Below are 22,210 nucleotides of genomic sequence, written 5' to 3'. Positions count from 1 at the left end.
CCGCCTTTGCGGCCAGGAGGCGGATGCTCATATTCGGGTGGACAGCGGCAAGGGCCGCACCGACACAAGGAAAGGAGCAACAGACATGCTCGACCAGGTCAAGGGCCTGCATCACGTCACCTCGATGGCCAGCGATGCGCGCCAGAACAATGAATTCTTCACCGGGACGCTCGGCCTGCGGCGGGTCAAGAAAACCGTCAATTTCGACGCACCCGACGTCTACCACCTCTATTACGGCGACGAGGTCGGCACGCCCGGCTCGGTGATGACCTACTTCCCGTTCCCGAAAATCGGCAAAGGCCGCCATGGAGTCGGCGAAGTCGGCACCACCGCTTATTCGGTGCCCGAGGGCACGCTCGGCTATTGGGAGAAACGGTTTGCCGAGCAAGGTGTCACCGGGCTGTCACGCGAGGAGACGTTCGGCGAGAAGCGTCTTGCGTTTGCCGGTCCCGACGGCGACGGGTTTGCGCTGGTCGAGGACAGAGCGGACAGCCGTGCGCCATGGGCCAAGGGTGGCATCCCCACCGACGAGGCGATCCGCGGCTTCCACTCGGTGTCGCTCAGGCTGAAAGATGGCGGCGCCACCGAAGAGCTGCTGAAATTCATGGGTTATGAGGAGGTCGACAAATCCGGCAACGTCAGGCGGCTGGCGGTGAAGAACGGCAACGGCGCCGATGTGGTCGATATCGAATCGCTGCCAGGGGCCGGCTTCGCCAATCTCGGCGCCGGCTCGGTCCACCATGTCGCTTTCGCCGTCGAGAACCGCGCCAAGCAGCTCGAAGTGCGCAAGGCGCTGCTCGATACAGGTTATCAGGTGACGCCAGTGATCGACCGCGATTATTTCTGGGCGATCTACTTCCGCACACCGGGCGGCGTGCTGTTCGAAGTCGCCACCAACGAGCCGGGCTTCGACCGCGACGAGGATACCGCCCATCTCGGCGAGGCGCTGAAACTGCCGTCGCAACACCAGCATTTGCGGCCCTATCTCGAACAGCATCTGCAGAAACTGGAAGACTGAGGGCAAGGTTATGAGCAAGGATTCGTATATTCACAAGGTGCTGCCCGGTTCGCCGGGCGGACCGTTGCTCTTCGTCTTCCATGGCACTGGCGGCGACGAGGATCAGCTTCTGTCGCTTGGGCGCGATCTTGCGCCGCAAGCAACGATCGTTGCCCCGCGGGGCGATGTCTCGGAACAAGGCGCCGCACGCTTTTTTCGTCGTACCGGCGAGGGCGTTTACGACATGGGCGACCTCACGCGAGCGACGGACAAGATGGCCGGCTTCGTCAAGGCGCATGTCGAGGCGGCAAAGCCATCTTCGGTGCTAGGCCTCGGTTATTCCAACGGCGCCAACATCCTGGCCTCGGTGCTGTTTGCCGAGCCGTCGCTGTTCGACGCAACGGTGCTGATGCATCCGCTGATCCCGTTCGCGCCGGAGGTCAAGGGCAGCCTTGGCGGCAGCCGCATCCTGGTCACCGCCGGCAGGCGAGACCCGATCTGTCCGCCTAATTTGACGGCGCGGCTCGAAGCCTATTTGCGCGCCGATGGCGCCGATGTCACAGTCGAGTGGCATGACGGCGGCCATGAGGTGCGGCCGGGCGAGATCGAGGCGGCGCGGCAGCTGTTCGCCGTGGCGTCGGATGAAAGGACCGCAAGCCATGTCTGACCTATTGCCGGAGATTGAACTGGAGGACCGCGGCTCGAAGGGCCGCTACTTGCTGCGTGGGCCGGGCGGCGCCGAGGCGGAGATGACCTTCACCAAGATCGGCGAGCACCAGATCATCATCGACCATACAGAAGTGCCGGATGCGTTTCGCGGCCAGGGCGCGGGACTTCGCCTGGTCACCCGTGCCGTCGAGGATGCGCGTGCGGCGGGCAAGACGATCATCCCGCTTTGCCCGTTCGCCAATGCTCAGTTCCGCCGCCATCCGGAATGGGCGGACGTGCTGAAGCGGTAAGAGGCAGCCCCTCGGTGAATGACAGGAGAAAGGGTGCGCGGCTTTACCGCGTGCCCCTTCAACCACTGGCGGCGTACAAACACAAGGCAAACATGCGGGATTTGCGCAGAGCGCCCGTCTTGCCTAAGTATTGGCAACAACCGGCTCGCCTTCTGCGGACCGACCACTTCAACCGAATGGCCCCCATGACCGAATCCGATCTCGTTCCCGTCTTCGACGGCCACAACGACACGCTGCTCAGGCTCTACCAGTCGAAGGATGCGGACGTCGAAAAGCTGTTCGTCGAGGGGACGCCGGGTGGCCATATCGACCTGCCGCGCGCGAAGAAAGGCGGATTTGCCGGCGGCATGTTCGCGATCTTCCCGCCGCCTGCCGAGAAATCCAAACGCGGTACGGTGCCGCTGGCGCCGAGCGACAGCGAGCCCTTGCCGCCCGAGGTTCCGCGCGCCGATGCGCTCAACTCTACCGTAGCGATGGCCTCGATCCTGTTCAGGCTGGAGCGGGCTTCGGCGCTTACCGTCTGCCGCAGCGCCGGCGATGTGAGGAAGGCGATGGCGCAAGGCTCGATTGCGGCGGTGTTTCATATCGAAGGGGTCGAGGCGATCGACCCTGAGCTCACCCTGCTCGACGTTCTCCACGCAGCCGGCCTGCGCTCGCTCGGCATCGTCTGGAGCCGTCCCAACGCCTTCGGCCACGGCGTGCCGTTCCGCTTCCCCTCGTCGCCCGACACAGGGCCGGGGCTGACCGATGCCGGCAAGGCGCTGGTGAAAGCCTGCAACCAGCTGAAGATCATGATCGATCTTTCGCATCTCAACGAAAAAGGTTTCCGCGACGTCGTCGAGATCAGTGACGCACCGCTGGTCGCGACCCATTCAAACGTGCACGCGATCTGCGGCCATTCGCGCAACCTCACCGAATGGCAGCTCGGCGCGATCCGCGAGTCCGGCGGCATGGTCGGGCTGAATTTCGCCACCGGGTTCCTGCGTGAGGACGGCAGGATGAACGCCGACACCAGCCTCGACATCATGGTGCGCCATGTCGATTCGCTGCTGCAGGCGCTGGGCGAAGACGGCGTCGGCCTGGGCTCGGATTTCGACGGCGCCATGATCCCGGCCGTGATAGGCGACGTTGCCGGCCTGCCAAGATTGCTCGACGCTTTCGCGGCGCGCGGCTTCGGGCGCGCGCTGATCGAGAAGATCGCCTATCGCAACTGGCTCGGCATCTTGGAAAAGACCATCGGCTAAGCGGGTGATGCCGGCTTGTCCGGAACACAGTTTGGAGGCGGACTATTCGAACCTCATGCGTTTAAGCCAGTCCTGGCCAATGCCGCGGTCGCGGATGATCGGCAGCGGATCGGTCGAATCCAGCCTCGCACAAATGCGGTAGACCTCCAGCGTTTCAGCGCTCATCTCGCCGCGCTTGTAGAAGAACATGGCCGCGGCATAGCGGGTGCGGCCCGACCATTTTTCGCCGAGCGGCGTGTTGACCAGCTGCCACTGTTCGGCGGCTTCGGCGTCGATTTCGTGACTGTCGATGTCGTCGGCCATATTCAGAAATCCGCAGGCGATTGGCAGTGCGGCGGCCGAGCTTGATGACCAGCCGCGGCACCAGTTTGGCACGCTTCAGCAGCTTTTGATATTGCAGCTCGCGCCTGGCGTAGATCTCGACTCAAGATCCGCTGCAGGCGGACTCGGCGGCGCTGATCTGGTCCGCGTGCCGGGATCGCTGCCTTTCGCCGATGGCGCCTTCGACGTCGTTTTCTATAAGGGTGCAGTCTCGACGAGAACATTCGAATATGGGCAGCCATGCAGAAGGTGCTTGACAGTGCCAAACACCGTCCCACTGATCTTCGCGGCCGAAGCCGGTCGGCTAGCCGGCGATGCTGGAGACCGTTACCCGATGAAGACAACAGAGGCGCGCGAAGCCCTCCTCGAACCGGCGCGAAAAAGCGATTCCGATAAGCGCGGCCGCAAAGCGTCGAAGCAGACAAGGCAGGTTCAACTGATCGAAGCGACTATCGATTCATTGGCCAAGCGCGGCTATTCGGAAACGACTATGGCCGACGTCGCCGACGGCGCCGGCCTGTCGCGCGGCATCGTCAATTTCCATTTCGAGAGCAAGGAGAAGCTGCTCGTCGCCACTTTGCGGTACATGCATGACGAGTATTCGGCGCATTGGCGCAGCGCCTTGCAAAGTGCCGGCGATGATCCCGCCCGCCAGCTGCAGGCATTGGTGGCGGCCGATTTCGACCGCTCGATCTGCAACAAGCGGAAGCTGGCTGCCTGGTGTGCCTTCTGGGGCGAGGCCAAATCGCGACCGAAATATCAGGCGCTGAGCAGCGCACGCGATGCCGTCTACCAGAACATCTTCATCGATCTTTGCGCGGCGCTCAAGCAGAGCGGCTTCTATGCCTATGAGCCGCAAGTCATGGCGCTGGCGCTCAGCGCCATGCTGGATGGTCTGTGGCTGCATTTGATGATGGGCACCGAGGACGCCACACGCGAGACGGCGCTGCAGGCCGCGAACGAGTTCCTGTCTGCGGCATTCCCCAAGCACTATCCGAACTCCGCAGCCCGCGGTGCCAGGCCGGCGTGAACCATCAAAAAGAGGGTGGGACCAGCAATGAAGACAATGATCCGGCCCCTGACATTCGAGAAGATCAAGGCCGGCTAATGAAGTTCAAGATCGAACGAGCCGATGTGGCGATCGTCGGCGCCGGCTTCACCGGCCTGTCGGCCGCGCATGAATTGGACCACGCCGGCATCGATGTCGTGCTGCTCGAGGCCCGCGACCGTGTCGGCGGCCGCGCCGAAGCCGTGCAGAACGGGCTCGGCGAGCGGATCGACAGCGGCGGACAGTTCCTGTGCGAAGACATGCCGGAATTAATGGCGTTGGTGCGAGCGCGCGGCAAGACATTGGTCGAGACCCATGTCGCAGGCGAATTCGTCACGCAGCCGCGAATGAGCGAGGCGCAAGCCGTGCGCACTTACGGCACCGCGATGCGAATGCGCGAGCGGATGAACGCGATCGCACCGACAGACCCGACCATTGCCGGCTTGACGGTCGCGGCATGGCTCGATCGCCAGGCCGATCCCGACGATGCGAAGGCCGCCTTTCGGTCGATGATCGAGGGCCTGTGGTGCCTGGCAATGGAAAGGCTGCCGCTGTGGTACTTGATCGACAATGATCGCCGCATCACCAACGAGGTGTCGGAGCTGCAGTATTTCGTGGGCGAAACCATGCATTCGCTGGCGGATGATCTTGCGCGGGATCTCGGCGATCGACTGCGGCTGAGTACAGCTGTCGAGGCCATTGAGCACGGCCCGGGAGGGGTTCGCGTCGTTTCGCCTGCCGGCGCGATCGAGGCACGAGCGGTACTGGTCGCCGTACCGCCGATGATGGCCTCGAGAGTGGATTTCGTGCCGCCGCTGCCGGCTGTGCTGAAGAGGGCCCTCAGCGTCTGGCAAAGCGGCGCGGTGATCAAGATGCTGGTGCGCTACCCCAAGGCTTTCTGGCGCGACAGGGGCTTGAGCGGCATGGTGATGTGGCGCGACCCGCACGGGCTTTTTGCCTGCGATGCCAGCAGGGACGAGGATCATGCAGCACTTGTCGTCTTCATCGGCGGGCCGCTGGCGCAGCGCTGGCGGGATATGGACGACGCGGCGTTACGCGCAAAGGTGACGTCAAAGCTGGAAGAGGCGCTCGGTATCGAGGCGGCCGGCATTATCGATCTCAGTTATCGCGACTGGACCGGGGATCGCTGGAGCGGCGGCGGTTACAGCGATCTGATCGTCGATGCGACGGCAACTGATGCCGAACGCATTATCCGTGCGGGCGCTCCGCTGGTCCATTTTGCCTCGTCGGAGCTGTCGCCGTCATTTCCGGGCTATGTCGAGGGCGCCATCGTCGCCGGCCGCATTGCTGCCCGAAAAATTATTCAGTCGGCCATCGACAGCAGAGCCTCGGGGCCATAAGCGAGGCGGATCAAGCTGCGGAGCGGGATCGACACGCATTGCCGCGAGCTCGGCCTGCTGGTCAGGCCGCTGATCAATATGTGCGTCATGTCCCGGCGCTGATCATCACGCGCGAGCAGATCGACGACATGGTGTCGATCCTGCGCCAAGGTATTTCGCGCACGATGGACGATCTGCGCCGGGAAGGGGTGTGGCGGGGATAAGCGTTTATGACTGGCGATCTCGCCGGTCGTTTGGGCCATATCGGGTTTCCAGGAGGCGAACTGCCGTCCTGAACTATGCGTGCTGTGCCCGCGTTCTGGCGGCCTTCTGCGCCGCCGCCTTCCTTCCGCTGGCGCCTTTCGTCTCGGCGGCCTTCTTGGCGGCGGCCGAGCGCTCCTCAGCCGTCCGGCGCGAGGCCGCACGCTTGGCCTGCTGCGAGAGCGCCTCGTGCGACGCCGTGCTCTTCGGCTCGTGCTCGAGCACCTTGGAAACGGCCTTCGAGACCCGCGGGCGGCGTTTCGGCGTGCGCTCGCCCTGGCCGGCCTCATAGGCGTATTCGGCGCTCTTGCGCGTGCTCTCCTTCACCTTGGCCTTTTTGGGCGGGGGCAGGTCTACGCCTGCGCGCCTCGCCTCGGAAAGCCCGATGGCGATAGCCTGCTGGGTCGACCGCGCGCCGTGCTCGCCGCGGCGGATTTTATCGATCTCCTCGTGCACGAACTCGCCGGCCTGGGTGCTCGGCGATTTGCCCTCGCGCTTGTCCTTTCGGGCCTTCTCGATGGTTTTCTTGTCCGGCATTGTCTTTCTCCCACATACGGGTTGCGACAGCCTTTCGGGTTGCCGCTGCGCGCGGTCTTATGAGGATCATAACGCGTTGAGGACGCAAATGATCCCGGGACTGGTGATCCAAGCCCCGGCTGTCAGGACGTCGACGCCGATCCGTCCGAAATCAGATGGCGCAAGAACCATTGAGTAGCGAGATCCGCGACTTCGTCCAGGGCGCCGGGCTCCTCGAACAGATGTGTCGCGCCAGGGACGATGGCGAGCTCCTTCTCGCCGCGGAGCGCCACCAGCGCCGAGCGGTTGAGTGCGATCACTTGCGTGTCCGCGCCTCCGACGACGAGCAAGGTCGGCGCCCGGACGCGCGGCAGGGCGAGCGCTGCGAGATCGGGCCGGCCACCACGCGAAACCACGGCCGCGGCCTGGTCGGGCCGCTCGGCCGCCGCCACGAGGGCGGCACCGGCGCCCGTGCTCGCGCCGAAATAGCCAAGACGCAACCCCGACGTGTCCGGCGAGGCGCCGAGCCAATCCGTGACGCCAACCAGCCGATCGGCGAGCAGTCCGATATTGAAGCGCAACTCGGCCGTGACCTGGTCGATCCGCTCCTCTTCGGCCGTCAACAGGTCGACGAGGAAGGTGGCGAGGTTCGCCTCGTTCAGCCTTGCGGCCACGTAGCGGTTGCGCGGGCTGTGGCGGCTGCTGCCGCTGCCATGGGCGAAGAGCACGAGGCCAGGAGCATCCGGGGGCAACGAAAGATTGCCCTCGAGCGTGACAGGCCCCGCGGGAACATGAACGACGTGCTCGCTATGCCGGTCCATATCCACCTCCGCTATGGCGATCTGGTGCCGCGCGCCGGACCCGCGCCCGCGTGCCCAGCCAACTCCTCTTCGGAAGCGGCAGGCTTGTCGGAAGCTGCAGGCTTGGGCACGGACCTGGCGAGCAGCGCGCGGACCTCTTCATCGCTCGTCTGCGAGAAATCCACGTACCAGCGCCCGACACCGAGCAACGGCTCTGGTGTCGTCGCGCAAACGACCTCGTCGGCGTCCGCCCGCATCGCGTCGCAAGTGTCGGGGCTACCGACGGGAACGGCCGCGACGATACGGGCGGCGTGGTTTTTTCGCAGCGCCTTGATTCCGGCCCGCATGGTCGATCCGGTCGCAAGCCCGTCATCCACGAGGATAATGGTCCGTCCATTCAACTGCGGTGGGGGTCGCCCGGCCCTATAGAGGTGCTCGCGGCGCAGAAGCTCTTTTTCCTCCTTTGCAGCGACCGCGTCGATGACATATGGCGGGATCGCGAGACCGCTGACGATTTCGTCGTTCAGGACACGTACGCCGGAGGGCGCGATCGCCCCCATGGCCAGTTCCTCGTGGCCGGGGACGCCGAGCTTGCGCACGACGAAGACGTCGAGCGGTGCCTTGAGTGCCTGCGCGACCTCGTAGCCGACCGGCACGCCGCCTCGGGGCAGCGCCAATACGATCACGTCGTCGCGGCCGGCAAAGCGAACGAGCTCCCCGGCGAGTTGCCGCCCGGCCTCGCGGCGATCTGAAAATATGACGGCCATGACCTTCAATCCGCGTGCATCTGTTTTCCCGGTGGATGTGCTTTCACCAACCTGCGGCTACATCCCGTGGGATGGCTGATCGGCGACAGCAAATAAAACTCGTCCGCCCATGAGGATGTTCCGCACGCCGGCCGGGAAAGGCGGTCCGAAAAACCCCGGAATGCGCATCGGGGAACAACCGGCAGGTAGGACTGTTTGGTCACATCCGCCGTAATCGGATTTGAACGGAAGGAGGATTCGATGAACGCCACTGGACTCGACGTATTCGACAAGACACTGCAGACCACGAACATCTGGCTCGACGAGATCATGGACGAGATTGGACCGGATCGGCAGGTCGCCTGGCACGTTCTCGGAGCGGTGCTACACGCCCTGCGCGACCGTATGCAGCCGGATCTTGCAGCCCACCTCGGCTCGCAGCTGCCGATTCTGGTGCGTGGCGCCTTCTATGACCAATTTCAACCTTCCAAGGCTCCCGAGAAGGTGCGGTCGCTCGACGAGTTTCTGGCCAAGATCAAGGCGGAGCTTGAATTCACCCGTCCGGTCGATTCCAAGGATGCATTCAGGGCCGTGTCCAAGGTGCTTGCCCATCATGTCGGAGAAGGACAGATGCACAAGGTCTGGGAATCCCTGCCAGGAGAGATCAGACGCGTCGCCGAAGCTCAGCAAGCGGCGTGAACGGCGCCGGCGCGGGTTTCTTGGTCGCAATCTTCTTGGGGAAACAGCAATGCCACTCACCCTTATCAGCCCGGCGTTCCCGGCAGGCGGAAAAATTCCCGAAAGGTATACGCGTGACGGCCAGAACGTCTCGCCGCCACTGAAGTGGTCCGGCGTTCCGGATGGTGCCAAGAGCCTTGTTCTTGTCGTGTTGGATCCCGATGCGCCAAGCGGGACTTTCGGGCATTGGGCGGTATTCAACATCCCGCCCGATGCCGGCGAACTCGCCGAGGCAGCAGACGGCAAGCCCGGTCCGTCGGCACTCAGGCAGGGCACCAACGATTTCGGCAATGCCTATTACGATGGCCCGCAGCCGCCCGTAGGGCATGGCGTCCATCATTACCATTTCCGGCTGGCCGCGCTTGATGTGCCGAGCCTCAGCGTACCGGGACAGGCGGGCGTGCATCAGGTCTGGAAGCAAGCCCAGAAACACGCATTGGAGGAGACGGAGTTGGTCGGAACCTACGAACGGCCGGCGTGACGCGGGCGACGTCGGTCGCCGCCTTCACAACGTAATCTGGGCAAGCGGTTTTCGGGCAGGGCCGTGGATGACCGAACCATCGGCCGCGAAGATCGAGCCGTGGCAGGGACAATCCCAGGTGTGGTCCGCAGTGTTCCAGGTTACGGTGCAGCCCTTATGGGTGCAAGTCGCCGAAACCGCCTGTAGTGCGCCTTCGGTGTCTCTCCACGCCGCAATCTTTTCCTCTCCCCTGACGATCACGCCCCCCATACCACGCGCAATGTCGTGGGTGCTCGAGACGATCGATTGACTGCGGCCGTTCTTGTGGAAGTCCTCAGGATAGGGCCGGGCCGGATCGTAGAGTTTTTGCCATGGGCTCGGGCGGCCGCAGATCAGGTCGGCGATCATCGCGCCCACGGCCGTCCCGTTGGTGATGCCCCAGGCGTTGAAGCCGGTGGCAATGTAGAAGCCGGCTGCCTTGGTGGGATCGGGCTCGCCGGCATATGGAATTCTGTCTGCCGTATCATAATCCTCATTGCACCAGCGCCACGCGACGTCGCCGACCGAAAGGTTCTTTCTTGCCCATTTTTCCAGTTCGACAAACCGTTTGGCCACGTCGCCGTCCCAGCCGGTGTTGAACTTGGGGCCGAGCGTGACCAGCAGCGGCCCTTCGGCATCATGGCCCGTGCGGATGGAATGCGTCGGGTCGTCGATGCCGATGAACATGCCGTCGACAGTAAAGGGATCGTCGATCCGAAAGGCCATGGCGGTGTGGCAGCGCGGCTGCGTCCGGTTCGCCATGCCGATGGGGCTCTTCACCGTCATGTTGGTGGCGACGACGACATGCCCGGCATCAACGGCGCCGCCATCGGTGACGATGCGCCAGCGGCTTGCCTCGTCGATCGAGGTGGCGCGGCTGTTTTCGAAGATCCGACCGCCACGGGCCGTCACCGCTTCCGCCAGGCCAACCAGATACATCGCCGGATTGAACTGCGCCTGGTCAGAAAACCGTAGCGCGGCGGCCGTTTCGAAAGGCAGCGGCGCGTGGTCGAGGATCTCGGCCTCCAGCCCGACCTGGCGCGCGGCCTCCGCCTCGGCCGCGACCTCCGCGCGCCGGCTTTCATCGCAGGTGTAGGTGTAGGCGTCCTTGCTCTCGAGATCGCAGGCGATGGCGTACTCGCGAACCCAATCGCGGATCTGTCGGGCGCCGGCGGAATTCGCATCGGCGTAGACCTGCGCCAACTCCCGGCCGACAGTGTCGATGAGATGACGATAGATCAGTGCATGCTGCGTGGTGATCTTGGCCGTCGAGCGGCCGGTCACCTGTCCGCCCGTGCGCAGGCCTTCAACGACGACCACCGACCGGCCTGCCTCGCAAAGGCGAAGCGCCGTCGTCAGCCCGACAATTCCAGCACCCACGACAACGGCGTCCGCACGGATCGAACCTTCGAGCTGGGGATAGTTCGTGGATCTGGCTGCCGCTACCCAACAGCTTCCCGGTTTTCCCAAGAGAATGGCCATTTCAACCGCGCTCCTTGCGTCTTCCATCGACAACCGCGCCGGCAGGGGAACGTTCCCGAGCTTGGTTGCTTCTTTCAGTCATTGTCCCGCCACCCCGGGTCAGAAAAGCACCGGGAAGGCGCGAGGTGCAGGCCATCACCCAGGTGATCGCCTCGCGGTCGTATTCGTCGCCGGAGCGCCAGTCCTCGAAGAAGGCATTCAGCCTATCGACACGCCCCGGCCAGATGCCGGCGGCTTGCAGGCCGAGCGATACGCCGTAATTGGTGAAGGCGAACTTGGTATCGCGCAGCCATGGCGCGCGGCTGAAATAACCGGGCGGGTCGACCCACATCGTTTCCAGGGTTCGCAGCGAACGCCTCGTCTGGGCCTCGGCCCACGGCTCGTCGGGAAAGAAATGGGCGAGCCACAGCATCATGCCGAGGCCGAGGTCCTGGTCGACGTCGAGTGTGCGCCAATCGCGCTCCATCAGGTCACGCATCTGCGCGATCTCGGGCGCCAGTTCCTCTTCGTCGAGCATGCGATAAGAGACGTAGCCGTCATAGGCATCCATGCTGCCGAGGCCGTAGCCGGGGTAAGGACCGCTCAAATCCTCCTGCATCTTCCAGATCACGCCGCGGCCGGGGACCACAAACGCCGGGTGAATGTCCCGCGCCAGCGCAATGCCGCGTTCGCGGTATTCCGCCTTCAGATCGCCGAGACGCGCCAGGGCAAACAGCCACATCGCCAGATAGTGGAAATACTGGCCGTCGCGATCGGCCGCTTCGCCGATCCTCAATCCGCGCCGGCGGCCGAGCACACGCTCGACATCCACCACCAGCCGCTCGGCCTCGTCCAGCCAGCGCTCTTCGCCAAGTTCCGTATAAAGCGAGACGTAGAGCACGACCCCGAATGCATCGGTCCACAGATATCGCAAGCCGTTGGGCCAGATGCCTTCGGCGCGCATCCAGTCGAGTTTTTGCAGGACATAATCGACGTCACGCAGCATTGCGCCAAGCCCCGTATCCACGGCAGACTTTGCCGATGTTCGGCTCCATGCGATTGCGAGCATGCGGAATATCTGCCTCAGGTTGATCTGGCCTGATATCGCCAAACGATCTGATCGGCGGCGGGGTTCCTTGGTCGCTTCCACCGGCCGCGACCGGGAACCCTCGACCTGATCATGAGTTTCGGGTCCAGGCGCTCACAACGGGATGCGGGAGGTTACCAGTCATTTTCGGAGCCTTTCAATCGAGGAGGCAAAGTTGCGACACCGCCAAATCAGAGTTGACGGAATTACTGTCTTCTTTCGCGAGGAAGGGCCGGCCGACGCTCCCGTGCTTCTGCTGCCGCACGGCTATCCCTGTTCCTCCTATCAGTTTCGAAGGCTGATGCCCGGACTGGCTGATCGCTGGCATACGTTCGCCCCGGACTTTCCTGGCTTCGGCTATAGCGCTACGCCCGACATGGCTGCATTCGGCTACGATTTCGAGACCTATGCCGGGTTTTTGGCGGCTTTCGCGGACACGCTCGGCCTGTCCCACTATGCGCTCTGGCTGCACGATTACGGCTCGCAGATCGGATTGCGCCACGCCATCGCCTATCCGGAGCGCATTGCCGCGCTTATCATCCAGAACGGCGACATCTACGAAGACGTGCTCGGCCCGAAATACGCAGCCATCAAGGCGTATTGGAACGACAAGACGCCCGACAAGCATCGCCCGCTGGAAGAAGCGGTGAGCGAGGAGGGCTTCCGGCACGAGTTCATCGGTGAGGTTGGCGAGGCCGTGGCCGAGCGCGTGCCACCGGATCTGTGGAAACTCCATTGGCCTCTGATGGACACGCCGCCCCGTCGGCGGCTCGCGGTCGGCCTGATGGAGAAGCTGGAGGCGAACCTCAACTGGTTCCCGAAATACCAGGCTTATCTGCGCGAACGGCAACCACCGACACTGATCGTCTGGGGTCCTGAGGATGGCTATATGCCGGCCGCATCGGCCCGCGCCTACAAGCGCGACTTGCCGCAAGCAGAGCTCCATCTCCTCGATGGCGCCGGCCACTGGCTATTGGAAACCCATTTCGATGAGGCGCTTGCGTTGGTGCGCGACTTCCTCGCGCGTTCACAGCCGAGCACCGATGCAACCGTCTGGTAACCTGTTGAAAACGTGGTGATCCCGACAGGGATTGAACCTGTGACCTACAGATTAGGAAGATGTAGGAACCCCAGCGTTTGCGCGGGCTAGCTGATTTGTTGCACTTTTGTTGCAGATAGGGGGCCAAGCAGCGCAGCTTCCGCTGCTGCCATAGCCGCTGCGTCGTCCGTGGCCGGAAACAGGTGGCCATAGGTGTCCATTGTCAGGGCGAGAGTGGAATGGCCCAGCACGTCCTGCACCTCCTTCGGGTTCATGCCCCTTCCGTCGCGCGACTTGGAATTGATCGACCAGCTAGCGAAGAAGTGTCGAAGCGCGTGCAGTCCCTCGTACTTCGCGACCGTGATGAATTGTTGCTTTCCGTTCTCATCAAGCACCGGCTTGCGCCCCTTTGTCCGTAGCACCTTCTGCTTTGTCAGGCCGGCAGCGATCTGCGGCTCCCAAAGGCCGCGGCGCACGATGTTCTCGTGGCGCTGCACGGTGCCGTTCTGCGTGGGGAAGACGAGCCCAAGCTCACCCTTCGGGCAGCGTGTCTTCCAATCGGTCAATGTGTTGGCGACGTAGTCAAACATAGGGATAGTCCGCTCGCCGGCCTCCGACTTAGGACGGCCAATCTCGTTGTTGGCGTCGGCGCGTTGCGTGACGTGGATCTTCTTGTGCTTGAGATCGACATCAGTCCAGCGCAGGCCCCGCAACTCGCTCGCTCGCATACCCGTGAAAATGGCGGTGATGATCAATTCCCGGTAGGCGGCATTAGGCTTGCTGAGTTCCACCAGTATGCTTTGGACTTCCGCTGGGCTCGGGATATCAACACCGATCTTAAGCTTGGCCTTTCGGCGTGCAGCGTGCCGCGCCTCCTTGCCCTTGCGGCGCTGTGACATTTCACGCACCGCATTGCGCACGGAATGGCCGCGTTCCTGGGCCTCGGAAATGATCCCGCTTAGGCTTGTGCGGACGGACTTGACCATCGCGCCCGAACGGCCTGCCTCCTTCAGCTTGTCCATGAACTTGCGCACTTCTGGAATACCGATGCACGAGATTTTTTCATCGCCGATGAACGGCACGATATGGAGGCGGAGGTGCTGCTCGTATTGATCCGCCGTTTTTGTCTCCAGATCGTCCCTCGCTCGCTTGAGCCAATACTCTCCCGCTTTTTCTACGGTGATGTCAGCGGACAGCGGGACGTGTGAGTTGTTTCGTACCTCCACCCCCGTCTGGTCCCGAAACGCCACGGCATCCTTGCGGCGCGTAAATTGTCGAACCTGCCGGTGGCCGGTCTGGTCGGTGTAATCAACGAGATAGGCTTCGGACGTCCCCTTCTTGGTGGTCCACGTGCGCTTACGAATACTCATGTCTCTGTGCTCCTGTCTGGAGCAGCAATGTTGCAGAAAATCCGTTGGTCAGCAACGGGGCGGGTCTAACGCGGTTAATAGCGGGACGCCGGCCAAAGCCTTCGCCTGTAGCGCGACAAGCATGCGCTTCGCCCCAAGTGCGCGCGCGGCACAAAGCTCGCTGCTGTGCGGGGCCTAGTGCGAGGAGTAAAGCGCATAGGCTGCTGCTAAATACGAGAGTGCGATCATCACGTAGGAAATTTGAACTGGCGTCATCTGGGGCGAATCCTTGTTGAAAGTGATTCACCATACGTTACCCTCCGGCGGAACATTACATGAACCGGTCCCGTGTTAGGCCAAACTGACATTGATACCCACTATTCACACCTCAAACGAACTTGTGCACAGCCAAGGGCTTGACACGTTTTCCATAGACAACGGGATTTCGCTCTACCACATAGGAATTTTATCCTAGTCTGCTTTTCGTCCATCAAGGACGTGTTAGACAGGAGAACATCACATGCCCAAGAGCAAAGACGTAGCAGCCGCCAAACCGCAGACGAAGAAATCCCGGGTGCTGGAAATGCTGAATGCCGGTGCTGTTAGCGTCGCAGAGATTGCCGACGCACTTTCGATCAGCAAGCAGGCCGCCTATTCGCTGATCGGCGACGTGAAGCGCAGCGGCGTTGAAATTGCCGGTGCCCTCAAGGACGACGTGATGCGCTACAGCGTGGTTGCTGCAAAGCGCGGAAAGGCCAAAGCAGCCGCCTTTGGCAAGGGCGCTGTTGTCAGCGCTGCCCCATCGGAGGGGAAGGAATGACGATTCAGCAACTCATTGAAGCGCTGACGGCCATTCGCGATGCGAAGGGCGGCGACATTGAAGTCCGCATGGGAAGTAAGTGGCGGTCGCATTCCGTGGCTGAGGCCCAGGTTGTCTTTCAGGAAGCCAACGCCTTCGAACCGTATGTGCTGATCATCGCCGAAGCCAACTGACTCGGATAACGATGGGGCGCTGGGCGACAGCTCCGCGCCCCCGTTGCTGATGTCAGCCTCGCAGCCTGTTGATCCTCTGGGCGAACTTGCCCGCCGTTGGCGCGCTGCGCTTCTGCCGGTAGCCCACCCCATCATCGGATTCCAGAAAACTAGCGACGACCCTCTCCACCGGGAACCCGCCGTAGGCTGACGTAGCTATCACGACCGCGCCGCTGCCGTCGTCTGACGCCTGCACCACAAACTTGTTCCGCTGCTGGAGCAGTGCCGCCACACCTTCCTGTAGCCCCGGCTTGATACCTGCTTTGGCAATTTCAGCGGCGAGCGAGCGCTCTACCATCTCCCTATCCCGCTTGGCTTTCGCATGCCCGGCGGACAGGCGTTCGATCTCGGTTGAAAGGCGATCCATTTCCCCCTCATACCATGCCTTCAGCTCGCGCCCTTCGTCGTTCAGGATGAAGCGGTCTGGGTACTTGGGATGGACGCGATAAGCTTCCTTGAAGTCGTCGGGCACGTCGTCCATCGAGTTGACCAACACTGGCATGCTGAACATGCCATGTTCGTCCACGTACGGCTTTGCCATGGTCGTCCTCCCTTATGCCGCGTCCCGGTAGAGGGCTTGCAGTTCCTCACGCGCCTTCATCGCGGCTTCAGCAAGCGTAATGGCTGGCGAGTTCGCGACGCGTTCGACGAAGCCAACGAATGCATCGCCCTGCGCCTCAGCCAGTGCCAGCGCCTTTTTCAGGCGACGTGACCGCTCATACTGGGCAGCGAAGAACTGGCTCCGGTAACGATGCCGCACAATTCCCATGTAGCCGGGTGTCAGGCCCGAGAGATAGGGCGGCCAGCGCAGAACGGCACCCAGCACTGTCTTGTTCTGCGTCTTGAACGCGTCGTTGATAGCCGCCTTGCGCTGGGCCTCCGTCATCGTCTTGAACGCGGCGCGGAACTCAGCTTCAACGGATGCAGTGACCGGCGACAACGCCGGAGCCGCTGTGTCCTTCTCGAACTGTTCCAGTCCGGCAGCGATTCTCGCCCGGGCGGCATCGAGTTTCGTTGCCACGGCGGCGGACGACGACAGCGCGTGGTTTCGAACTTGCAGAAGCCCGACTTCAGGCACCTGCGTTCTGTCGCGCATTGTCACGTCAGCGAACTTCACGATGCGTTGCGCCGCCTCGCGAGCCGCTTTGATCGAGTTGGCGAGGTCATCCAGATCGTCGTCCTCGACCTTTTCGCGGCTGACAGGATCGACAGCGTGAAACTGTTCGATCAGCCTTTCATCGACTGACACAGGTGCATTGACTGCCATGGATTTTCTCCTTCACACTTTTCTATTTTCGACTACGAGCAAGTGGTAGCTGACCGTCGCAATGGCCGGCGTGATCTCGATGAACCCGACGCCGGTAAACTGCCGTCTGCGCGGTGCCAACATGACCCTCGCAATGTCGCCATCACGACTCATGTACTCGCCGCGATTTCCATCGACCCACACTTTGTCGCCCGAATTGAAAACAGGTGTTTCTATCGGGATTAGCCCTTCCGTGTTCCGCTGGTAGCTGCTGTATGTTCCGTACATGTTTTTGCGGACCAACTTTGCCTCACGTCTCCCGCTCGGGTTACTGAGAAACCCGCTCACGACCCAGCGAAGCTGTCCTGATCCTGCTACGGACAGGGCAACGATGTCGCCGACAGCAACCATCAGATTTCCTCCGCGCGCGCTATGCGGCCCTGCGCTTGCGAAAAGTCGATGGGCGGCTTGCCGTCGCGGTCACGCTGCATCAGCAGCGCGAATTGCCATCGCCACAAAATGAGGTGGTCTGAGCCGCCGCTGTCGCTATCATATTGCACCGCGACGAACAGGTCGTTGAAGCCCGACGCTTTGACCAGCATCTTGCCGTCATGCGTCTCCGCGAAGGGGTGAACGTCTGCCGTAGCGGGCACCGCGAAATAGAGCGTGTCCTGCCGCACAAGGCTCACCGAACCTTTCAGGTATCCAGCTGACGAATAGCCGACTTCAAAGTCGTTGCGCTGCCAACCCTTCCGGATGTCGCATTGGGGGCGCAGGGTGAACAACAAGACCGGGCCGGCGTCGCTTTCGATAGCGCGAATCAGAAAAAAGTGACGGCCCTTGCCGAGAGCGCGTTCGTAGGCGCCTTCCTCGACCGCATAGCCGATGATCCACTTGTGCCCGCGCCGTGATTTTATGATGTCGCCGCTACGCATTTCTGCCTCACATCGGAATTGCTATGGTGGTGGTTTTCGTCTGACGCCGAGCCTGTGCGATCACTGCCAGGCACCCAGCGACGGCGTTCGCCACGTCGTCATGCGCTTCGGCTTTGTGATCGATTGTTTCGCGCCCCGCGCTGGTCACGCGGCGCTGAAGACCGACGAGCTGCGCGACCATCTTCCCGTGGTCCAGCAATTGAATGCTGTGGCTGTTCAGCATCGGCAGGAAGTTGAGGAATAGTTCGGTCTTGGTCATTGGCGACCGCAGGTATCGGATGCCATGCCGCTCAAAAGCAGCCGTCACCCATTCACCACCGTAAGCATCGCCATAGACGCTGTCGCAGCCGTAGGATTTCAGGATAGCCGAAAACTTGGCGACAACTTCTTCAGGCTTAAACGGCGGCTTCGCTTCCTCAAGCCGATCCAAAACAATCAGATCCTTGCCCAGTTGCTGATCGTCTAAGCCGTCATGACCGATTGCGAGCGTGAAGCTGTCACTTGACCCGCCGCTCGGGTCACAGAATGCCCTGTAAGGTTGCCGCAGGGCGTTGGGCAGGATGACCGCCAGTGCCGCAACTACGCAGGCCTGCACTGTTTCAAGGCTCACAAAGGCCTCAAGATCATTCCTGAATTCGCCCAAATATTCGGCGCGCGCTTTGGCTTCATCCTTTTCCAGCGCGCGATCAACGACACGCTGCGCCAATGATGGATTGAAGGTGCGGCTCGCGCCCCTCGCGACCAGGATAAGGGGATCACCGTTTGGACCGAAGTCGCGCTCAACCGCTTGGAACACTTCACCCGACTTTGCGTGCGGCGAGCTAATCGCAATCAGCGGTCCAGATGTCGTCGCGAGCGAAGGGCGCACCGCATTCAAGATTTCCGTATCGGTGTTCGCGCTATTTTCCTCGGACTGGAAAAACGCCAGTTCGTCGAAAATTGCGCCGATACTGGTGACGCCGCGCAGCCCGCGCCACGACGCGGCGCGCACTTCCAGTTCAATGCCGGTCTTGAGCTTGATGACATCGGCGCTGACGTTCTCCACCATCTCCCGGAACAGGGGTAGGTCGGTGAAGGTCGACCGCGCATAGCCGAAAGCGATGCCGGCCTGTTTGGCGTTATAGGCCATGTACAGGAGCTTGCCGGTTTCACCGGGAACCAGCTTGTCGCTCCAGTCACAGAGTCCGGCTAGGTAGGTGCTCAGGACGCTCATCGCCCTCGTCTTGCCGCCACGGCGTCCGACGATGCCCCAGAACTCCTCGACAGGGGACAGCGGTTCGTGGTGGCGCTTCGTCAGCTGCGTGAAGAGTGATCGTTCTTCGTCCGTGAGCGGTTCGCCCAGCAGGGCGATCAGGAGCATCCGCCATGCCTGCCAGCTGTCGCCTTCGAGGATGGTCCCGAACAGGTCCGGGTCGGCAAGGGCTTCGCGCATGGAGATGAGAGGCTTCATGCTGCGCCCTGCCGCTTGGACGCCAAGTGGTCTTCGATGGTCTTGGGCGGCTTGGCTGCTCGCTTCAGGCCCAGCGACTCCAGTAGGCGGCGAAGCGAGTTGGCCGATGTCTGGTACTTCATGAGGTCATCAGTGTTGACCGTGCCCTCGTTGGCGAACTGCACTTCCATCTGTTCCAGTGCGAGGGCAATGTGCGCGGCACTCTTGATGATAATGTACTGGCTCTGGGCGATAGCGTCGGGGCCGCCCAGATCAGCCACGTGCTGCGCGATGACGTCATACAGGCGCTTGGACCATGCCGTCCGGCCATCGACCCCAGGCAACAGGGCGCTGCCGTTTGCGACGCCGCTTTTGCCTTTTGTCTTCTTAGGGACTGGATAGGGTGTGCCCACTATGCATCTGCCGTGTAGTTTGCCTGTGGATTGAAGTAGTGCAATGCTTAGGGCGCGCTGTAACATCGACGCAACATGAACCTTTTTCCGCAATAGTTTGAATCGCTTACATGTGTACTACGGATACAAAAACTGTAGGTCGAGCAAGAGCTTTTAGCCCAGCTGCATCAAGCCCAGTGCTGCAATAAAAAGCGCGAAGTGACCAGATTTTCATCTCACGGCACAACACCCAACATTTACCGATCCTAGAGTGGGAAATTTTGCACTGGGGAAAAAGCGCAAGCCGCAACGGGGTGTGTAAATGTCCCGGTTTGTGAGGTGTGTACCGTCACCGCCCATAGCCATCTGGGTGAAAGGGGTCCCTCCCACTGTCAACCGCGTCCCGATTTAATCGCGCCTGCTGGGCACTGTGCCGCCGTTCCACGACAGCATCTGTCAGTCTCAGTCCCTTGTAGATGGTAGTGCGTTCATTGCCCGTGCCAGTGTCGCCACTGCCCAGTCCGGGAACTGCTGTGCGCAGATTGCGTCCAAACCACTTCTTTGTGCCTGCCCTGTCGATATTGGAGCGCTGGCACCACGCCTCCCACTCGTCGAACAAGTCGTCGATGGTGACTTCAAACCCCGGACCAACCTCACAGCAATCCTTCACGAAGGCGCGGGCAGGGGACGCAAGCATCTCCATCTCGTCCACCACCGCCTCGCTGCGTGACGGCTGGATGAAGTGCCCACGCTGTCGCAGACGCTCATACCCCTCCATCGCCCAATTCAGGATGCCAGCCATTTCAGTCTTGAGCTTGTCGAACAGCCCTCTGTCCTCTTCGCCGAGGAAGCTCACCTCCATCATCAGGACAAGGAAGCGGCTGGCGAGGGCGCCTGCACCATCGGAGAACGCGGGCACCTCGTTTGTCAGAATCATGATGCGGGTATTCAGTCGTCCAATCCACGCGTCCTTGAACTTGCGATTGACGGTAAGCGTGTCCTCGCCGGAGATGGACAGCAGTCGCTCCGCCACTGTGGACTTGTCCGTCCTTGCGCCAATCCGCATGTCAGGCACGATGGCGAGGGGCTTTGGTATGAGCGATTCAAGCCCGAATGTATCGCCAAGACCCGATGCAGTCGGACCGGCGACCGAGTCGCGTCCCAGCAGTTGCGTCAGCACGCGGGCAATAGTGCCTTTGCCTGAGCGGCGTGGACCTACTATGAGGAGTATTTTCTGCTGCGATGTGTCAGGCAGAAGCGTATAGCCAAACCACTCCTGCAGTGCGTCTATCGCCTCCTGATCATCGACAAACACTTGCTTCAGGAATGCCAGCCATCTGCTGGGTGCGGAGGCGTCGGGATTGAACGACACTTCCGATGAACTGGTGTTGAAGAAGCTGGCAGTTGGTTGCCACATCTCGCCGCTCGAGACGTGAAGCAGTCCATTCTTCACTGCCATAAATTCTGACGCCGGCTTGTCGGGATCAGCGTCCATCCATGCAGGCGCTGAAATGTCGTTGCGTAGGCGCGCGGCGGCGCGCAGCGCCTTGGTTACATCAGCCACGCGGGCAGAGTTTGGCTTGAACGGTGCTAGTCCCTCTTTGCCCGGTTGAAAGGCGACGGCGAGGAAGCCCCACGCATCAGCCTCGATCTGCTCGTCGTCGGCAATTGCATAGTGCGAGCCATTCCATACCCAGAAGGTGCTGCGGTGGCGCTGTAGCGTGCGCAGCCCCTTGTCGTCGGTGTAGCGCGCAAGCACCATGCTCCTCGCGCTACGCATCGGGTCTGTCGGATCTAGGATCAAGCGGGGGGTGATGGGGCGCTGCTTGCCAGCTGACAGTCCGGATTGAATTGATTTGCTCGACTCTTTCCGAGCGAGGCCACATTCATCCGCCGCTGCTTCAAGTCGCTTCCGAGCGTCCTCTTCATCAATGTAGCCGTTCGCGACTAGCCCACCTATCGTGAAGGCAGCTTTGTTCAAGTTGTCGTTGCGCTTCTTGCTGCCATCTGGCGTTGCCGCCACCTTGGCACACTCACTCTCCACCAGCTGCATGGCCGCGCCATTGTCATCGTCCGCCGCGTCCACAACTTGCGGGATGGCTGCGGCAGGCGGATCGCCCCTGAACTGCCTTGCTGGGTATGTCTCGACAAGCCATGTCCTGTAGATGCGGACAAGCTGTGGCTCGCCCTTCTGGTGGTAGAAACCAGGCAGACGCATGACGCGGGGCAAATCCTTCACCACCTCGTCACCATCAAACTTTGCGATGAGCTTGCGCTGGGCGGCAGGGAACTCGTCAAGCTCCATTCCCTCGACGCACCAGTACGCGTGCCATTTGCCCTCGGATGTCGTTACCACCACCTGCGGCGGGCAGACATCCTTCAGCACTGGGTCAAGTGGCGCGCCATCCAGATCGACAAAGACAGCGCGGACACGGACAATGTCTTCCGTTTTGCGCCCCTCGCCATTCGTCTCGTTGATGGTAACGAAGACACCGGCACCCAGCTTGTTGAGCTTGATTAATTCGGGGGCGCACTGGCGGAGTGAGCCGTTCAGCACCCGCCCCAGTTTCGGGTCTTTCTTTGGACTGTCGTCGATTGTCTGGAAGGTGAAGAATGTTGCCTCTGGATCAATGATATTCAGAAAGCGCTCAGCCTCGTCGATATCCACGGCAAGTGGCTGTTGTGTCATTACCCTACCCAATAAAATCTGTTGCAACGCAAGGTTGAAGTAGGGTAGCGTTTTGCGAGCATTGCCCAAGCTCGGGACGTGC

The 22,210-nt window shown here is 61.7% G+C and carries 25 protein-coding genes and 1 pseudogene; 12 read left to right on the top strand and 14 right to left on the bottom strand.

Annotation, left to right across the window (positions count from 1 at the left end; translation table 11 throughout):
* Positions 1 to 85: 85 nt before the first annotated feature.
* The 4 genes from NKJ13_RS12705 (at position 86) to NKJ13_RS12690 (ending at position 3,200) form a co-directional block, all read left to right on the top strand.
* Positions 86 to 1,018: a VOC family protein gene (locus NKJ13_RS12705; protein ID WP_352737989.1), complete on the top strand. Its 933-nt coding sequence runs from the start codon at positions 86 to 88 to the stop codon at positions 1,016 to 1,018.
* Positions 1,019 to 1,028: 10 nt separating this feature from the next.
* Positions 1,029 to 1,664: an alpha/beta hydrolase gene (locus NKJ13_RS12700; RefSeq protein WP_352777830.1), complete on the top strand. Its 636-nt coding sequence runs from the start codon at positions 1,029 to 1,031 to the stop codon at positions 1,662 to 1,664.
* Positions 1,657 to 1,956: a GNAT family N-acetyltransferase gene (locus NKJ13_RS12695; RefSeq protein ID WP_352476216.1), complete on the top strand. Its 300-nt coding sequence runs from the start codon at positions 1,657 to 1,659 to the stop codon at positions 1,954 to 1,956. The genes NKJ13_RS12700 and NKJ13_RS12695 overlap by 8 nt, the downstream gene beginning before the upstream one ends.
* Positions 1,957 to 2,141: 185 nt before the next feature.
* The gene (locus NKJ13_RS12690; protein WP_352737986.1) at positions 2,142 to 3,200 is read left to right on the top strand and encodes a dipeptidase; all 1,059 of its coding nucleotides are present in this window, start codon (positions 2,142 to 2,144) and stop codon (positions 3,198 to 3,200) included.
* Positions 3,201 to 3,242: 42 nt separating this feature from the next.
* Here the strand turns inward: NKJ13_RS12690 and NKJ13_RS12685 are convergent, their stop codons facing one another.
* The gene (locus NKJ13_RS12685) at positions 3,243 to 3,503 is read right to left on the bottom strand and encodes a hypothetical protein (RefSeq protein WP_352737984.1); all 261 of its coding nucleotides are present in this window, start codon (positions 3,501 to 3,503) and stop codon (positions 3,243 to 3,245) included.
* Between the two features lie 352 nt (positions 3,504 to 3,855).
* Between NKJ13_RS12685 and betI the strand changes: the two genes are divergently transcribed.
* The 3 genes and pseudogenes from betI to NKJ13_RS12670 all read left to right on the top strand — a co-directional run.
* Positions 3,856 to 4,551 (top strand): transcriptional regulator BetI, encoded by a 696-nt coding sequence (gene betI / locus NKJ13_RS12680; protein ID WP_352737995.1) that lies wholly within the window; start codon positions 3,856 to 3,858, stop codon positions 4,549 to 4,551.
* 77 nt (positions 4,552 to 4,628) lie between these two features.
* Positions 4,629 to 5,930 (top strand): flavin monoamine oxidase family protein, encoded by a 1,302-nt coding sequence (locus NKJ13_RS12675; protein WP_352737982.1) that lies wholly within the window; start codon positions 4,629 to 4,631, stop codon positions 5,928 to 5,930.
* A 27-nt stretch (positions 5,931 to 5,957) separates the two neighbouring features.
* Positions 5,958 to 6,133: pseudogene (locus NKJ13_RS12670) on the top strand (aspartate aminotransferase family protein); the annotation flags it as partial.
* A gap of 73 nt (positions 6,134 to 6,206) precedes the next feature.
* Here NKJ13_RS12670 and NKJ13_RS12665 read toward each other — a convergent pair.
* The 3 genes from NKJ13_RS12665 to NKJ13_RS12655 form a co-directional block, all read right to left on the bottom strand.
* The gene (locus tag NKJ13_RS12665) at positions 6,207 to 6,707 is read right to left on the bottom strand and encodes a DUF6496 domain-containing protein (RefSeq protein ID WP_352737980.1); all 501 of its coding nucleotides are present in this window, start codon (positions 6,705 to 6,707) and stop codon (positions 6,207 to 6,209) included.
* Positions 6,708 to 6,829: 122 nt separating this feature from the next.
* Positions 6,830 to 7,507, bottom strand: coding sequence for a dienelactone hydrolase family protein (locus tag NKJ13_RS12660; RefSeq protein WP_352737978.1), 678 nt, complete (start codon positions 7,505 to 7,507; stop codon positions 6,830 to 6,832).
* Between the two features lie 11 nt (positions 7,508 to 7,518).
* A complete protein-coding gene (locus tag NKJ13_RS12655) occupies positions 7,519 to 8,253 on the bottom strand; it encodes a phosphoribosyltransferase (protein ID WP_352751184.1) in 735 nt (244 codons plus the stop codon).
* A gap of 240 nt (positions 8,254 to 8,493) precedes the next feature.
* Here NKJ13_RS12655 and NKJ13_RS12650 point away from each other — a divergent pair, with 240 nt between their 5' ends.
* Positions 8,494 to 8,931, top strand: a complete 438-nt coding sequence (locus NKJ13_RS12650; RefSeq protein ID WP_352704348.1) for a DUF2267 domain-containing protein — start codon at positions 8,494 to 8,496, stop codon at positions 8,929 to 8,931.
* 49 nt (positions 8,932 to 8,980) lie between these two features.
* On the top strand, positions 8,981 to 9,451 hold the full coding sequence (locus NKJ13_RS12645) for a YbhB/YbcL family Raf kinase inhibitor-like protein (protein ID WP_352505044.1): 471 nt from the start codon (positions 8,981 to 8,983) through the stop codon (positions 9,449 to 9,451).
* 24 nt (positions 9,452 to 9,475) lie between these two features.
* Here NKJ13_RS12645 and NKJ13_RS12640 read toward each other — a convergent pair whose 3' ends face one another.
* Together NKJ13_RS12640 and NKJ13_RS12635 are read right to left on the bottom strand one after the other, a co-directional pair.
* Positions 9,476 to 10,951, bottom strand: a complete 1,476-nt coding sequence (locus tag NKJ13_RS12640; protein ID WP_352704350.1) for an FAD-dependent oxidoreductase — start codon at positions 10,949 to 10,951, stop codon at positions 9,476 to 9,478.
* A 1-nt stretch (position 10,952) separates the two neighbouring features.
* Positions 10,953 to 11,999 carry a hypothetical protein gene (locus tag NKJ13_RS12635; RefSeq protein ID WP_352704352.1) on the bottom strand — a complete coding sequence of 349 codons (1,047 nt, stop codon included), beginning with the start codon at positions 11,997 to 11,999 and terminating at the stop codon, positions 10,953 to 10,955.
* Positions 12,000 to 12,141: 142 nt separating this feature from the next.
* Here NKJ13_RS12635 and NKJ13_RS12630 point away from each other — a divergent pair, with 142 nt between their 5' ends.
* The gene (locus NKJ13_RS12630) at positions 12,142 to 13,077 is read left to right on the top strand and encodes an alpha/beta fold hydrolase (protein ID WP_352704354.1); all 936 of its coding nucleotides are present in this window, start codon (positions 12,142 to 12,144) and stop codon (positions 13,075 to 13,077) included.
* A gap of 86 nt (positions 13,078 to 13,163) precedes the next feature.
* Here NKJ13_RS12630 and NKJ13_RS12625 read toward each other — a convergent pair whose 3' ends face one another.
* Complete coding sequence (locus NKJ13_RS12625) at positions 13,164 to 14,426, bottom strand: tyrosine-type recombinase/integrase (RefSeq protein ID WP_352737965.1); 1,263 nt, start codon at positions 14,424 to 14,426, stop codon at positions 13,164 to 13,166.
* A gap of 499 nt (positions 14,427 to 14,925) precedes the next feature.
* On the opposite strand from NKJ13_RS12625, the gene NKJ13_RS12620 reads away from it, so the two are divergent.
* Both NKJ13_RS12620 and NKJ13_RS12615 read left to right on the top strand, forming a co-directional pair.
* A complete protein-coding gene (locus tag NKJ13_RS12620) occupies positions 14,926 to 15,225 on the top strand; it encodes an HTH domain-containing protein (RefSeq protein WP_352737963.1) in 300 nt (99 codons plus the stop codon).
* Positions 15,222 to 15,398, top strand: coding sequence for a hypothetical protein (locus tag NKJ13_RS12615; protein ID WP_352737962.1), 177 nt, complete (start codon positions 15,222 to 15,224; stop codon positions 15,396 to 15,398). Before NKJ13_RS12620 ends, NKJ13_RS12615 begins: the two co-directional genes overlap by 4 nt.
* Positions 15,399 to 15,450: 52 nt before the next feature.
* On the opposite strand, the gene NKJ13_RS12610 is transcribed toward NKJ13_RS12615, so the two are convergent.
* The 7 genes from NKJ13_RS12610 to NKJ13_RS12580 form a co-directional block, all read right to left on the bottom strand.
* Entirely contained in the window at positions 15,451 to 15,978 is a 528-nt protein-coding gene (locus tag NKJ13_RS12610; protein WP_352737961.1) for a hypothetical protein, read from the bottom strand.
* A 12-nt stretch (positions 15,979 to 15,990) separates the two neighbouring features.
* Positions 15,991 to 16,704 (bottom strand): hypothetical protein, encoded by a 714-nt coding sequence (locus NKJ13_RS12605; RefSeq protein ID WP_352737959.1) that lies wholly within the window; start codon positions 16,702 to 16,704, stop codon positions 15,991 to 15,993.
* Between the two features lie 12 nt (positions 16,705 to 16,716).
* Positions 16,717 to 17,094 carry a hypothetical protein gene (locus tag NKJ13_RS12600; protein ID WP_352737958.1) on the bottom strand — a complete coding sequence of 126 codons (378 nt, stop codon included), beginning with the start codon at positions 17,092 to 17,094 and terminating at the stop codon, positions 16,717 to 16,719.
* Positions 17,094 to 17,618, bottom strand: coding sequence for a hypothetical protein (locus NKJ13_RS12595; RefSeq protein ID WP_352737956.1), 525 nt, complete (start codon positions 17,616 to 17,618; stop codon positions 17,094 to 17,096). The genes NKJ13_RS12600 and NKJ13_RS12595 overlap by 1 nt, the downstream gene beginning before the upstream one ends.
* Positions 17,619 to 17,625: 7 nt before the next feature.
* Positions 17,626 to 19,068, bottom strand: a complete 1,443-nt coding sequence (locus NKJ13_RS12590; RefSeq protein WP_352737955.1) for a terminase large subunit domain-containing protein — start codon at positions 19,066 to 19,068, stop codon at positions 17,626 to 17,628.
* Positions 19,065 to 19,460, bottom strand: a complete 396-nt coding sequence (locus NKJ13_RS12585) for a hypothetical protein (protein ID WP_352449269.1) — start codon at positions 19,458 to 19,460, stop codon at positions 19,065 to 19,067. Before NKJ13_RS12585 ends, NKJ13_RS12590 begins: the two co-directional genes overlap by 4 nt.
* 328 nt (positions 19,461 to 19,788) lie before the next feature.
* Positions 19,789 to 22,128, bottom strand: a complete 2,340-nt coding sequence (locus NKJ13_RS12580; protein ID WP_352737953.1) for a phage/plasmid primase, P4 family — start codon at positions 22,126 to 22,128, stop codon at positions 19,789 to 19,791.
* Positions 22,129 to 22,210: the final 82 nt, after the last annotated feature.

Origin of the sequence: Mesorhizobium sp. M0174 (assembly GCF_040322275.1) — a bacterium.
Taxonomy (GTDB): Bacteria; Pseudomonadota; Alphaproteobacteria; order Rhizobiales; family Rhizobiaceae; genus Mesorhizobium.
The sequence above is the reverse complement of the archived record's forward strand: the minus strand, read 5'-3'. Positions and strand labels throughout refer to the sequence as shown.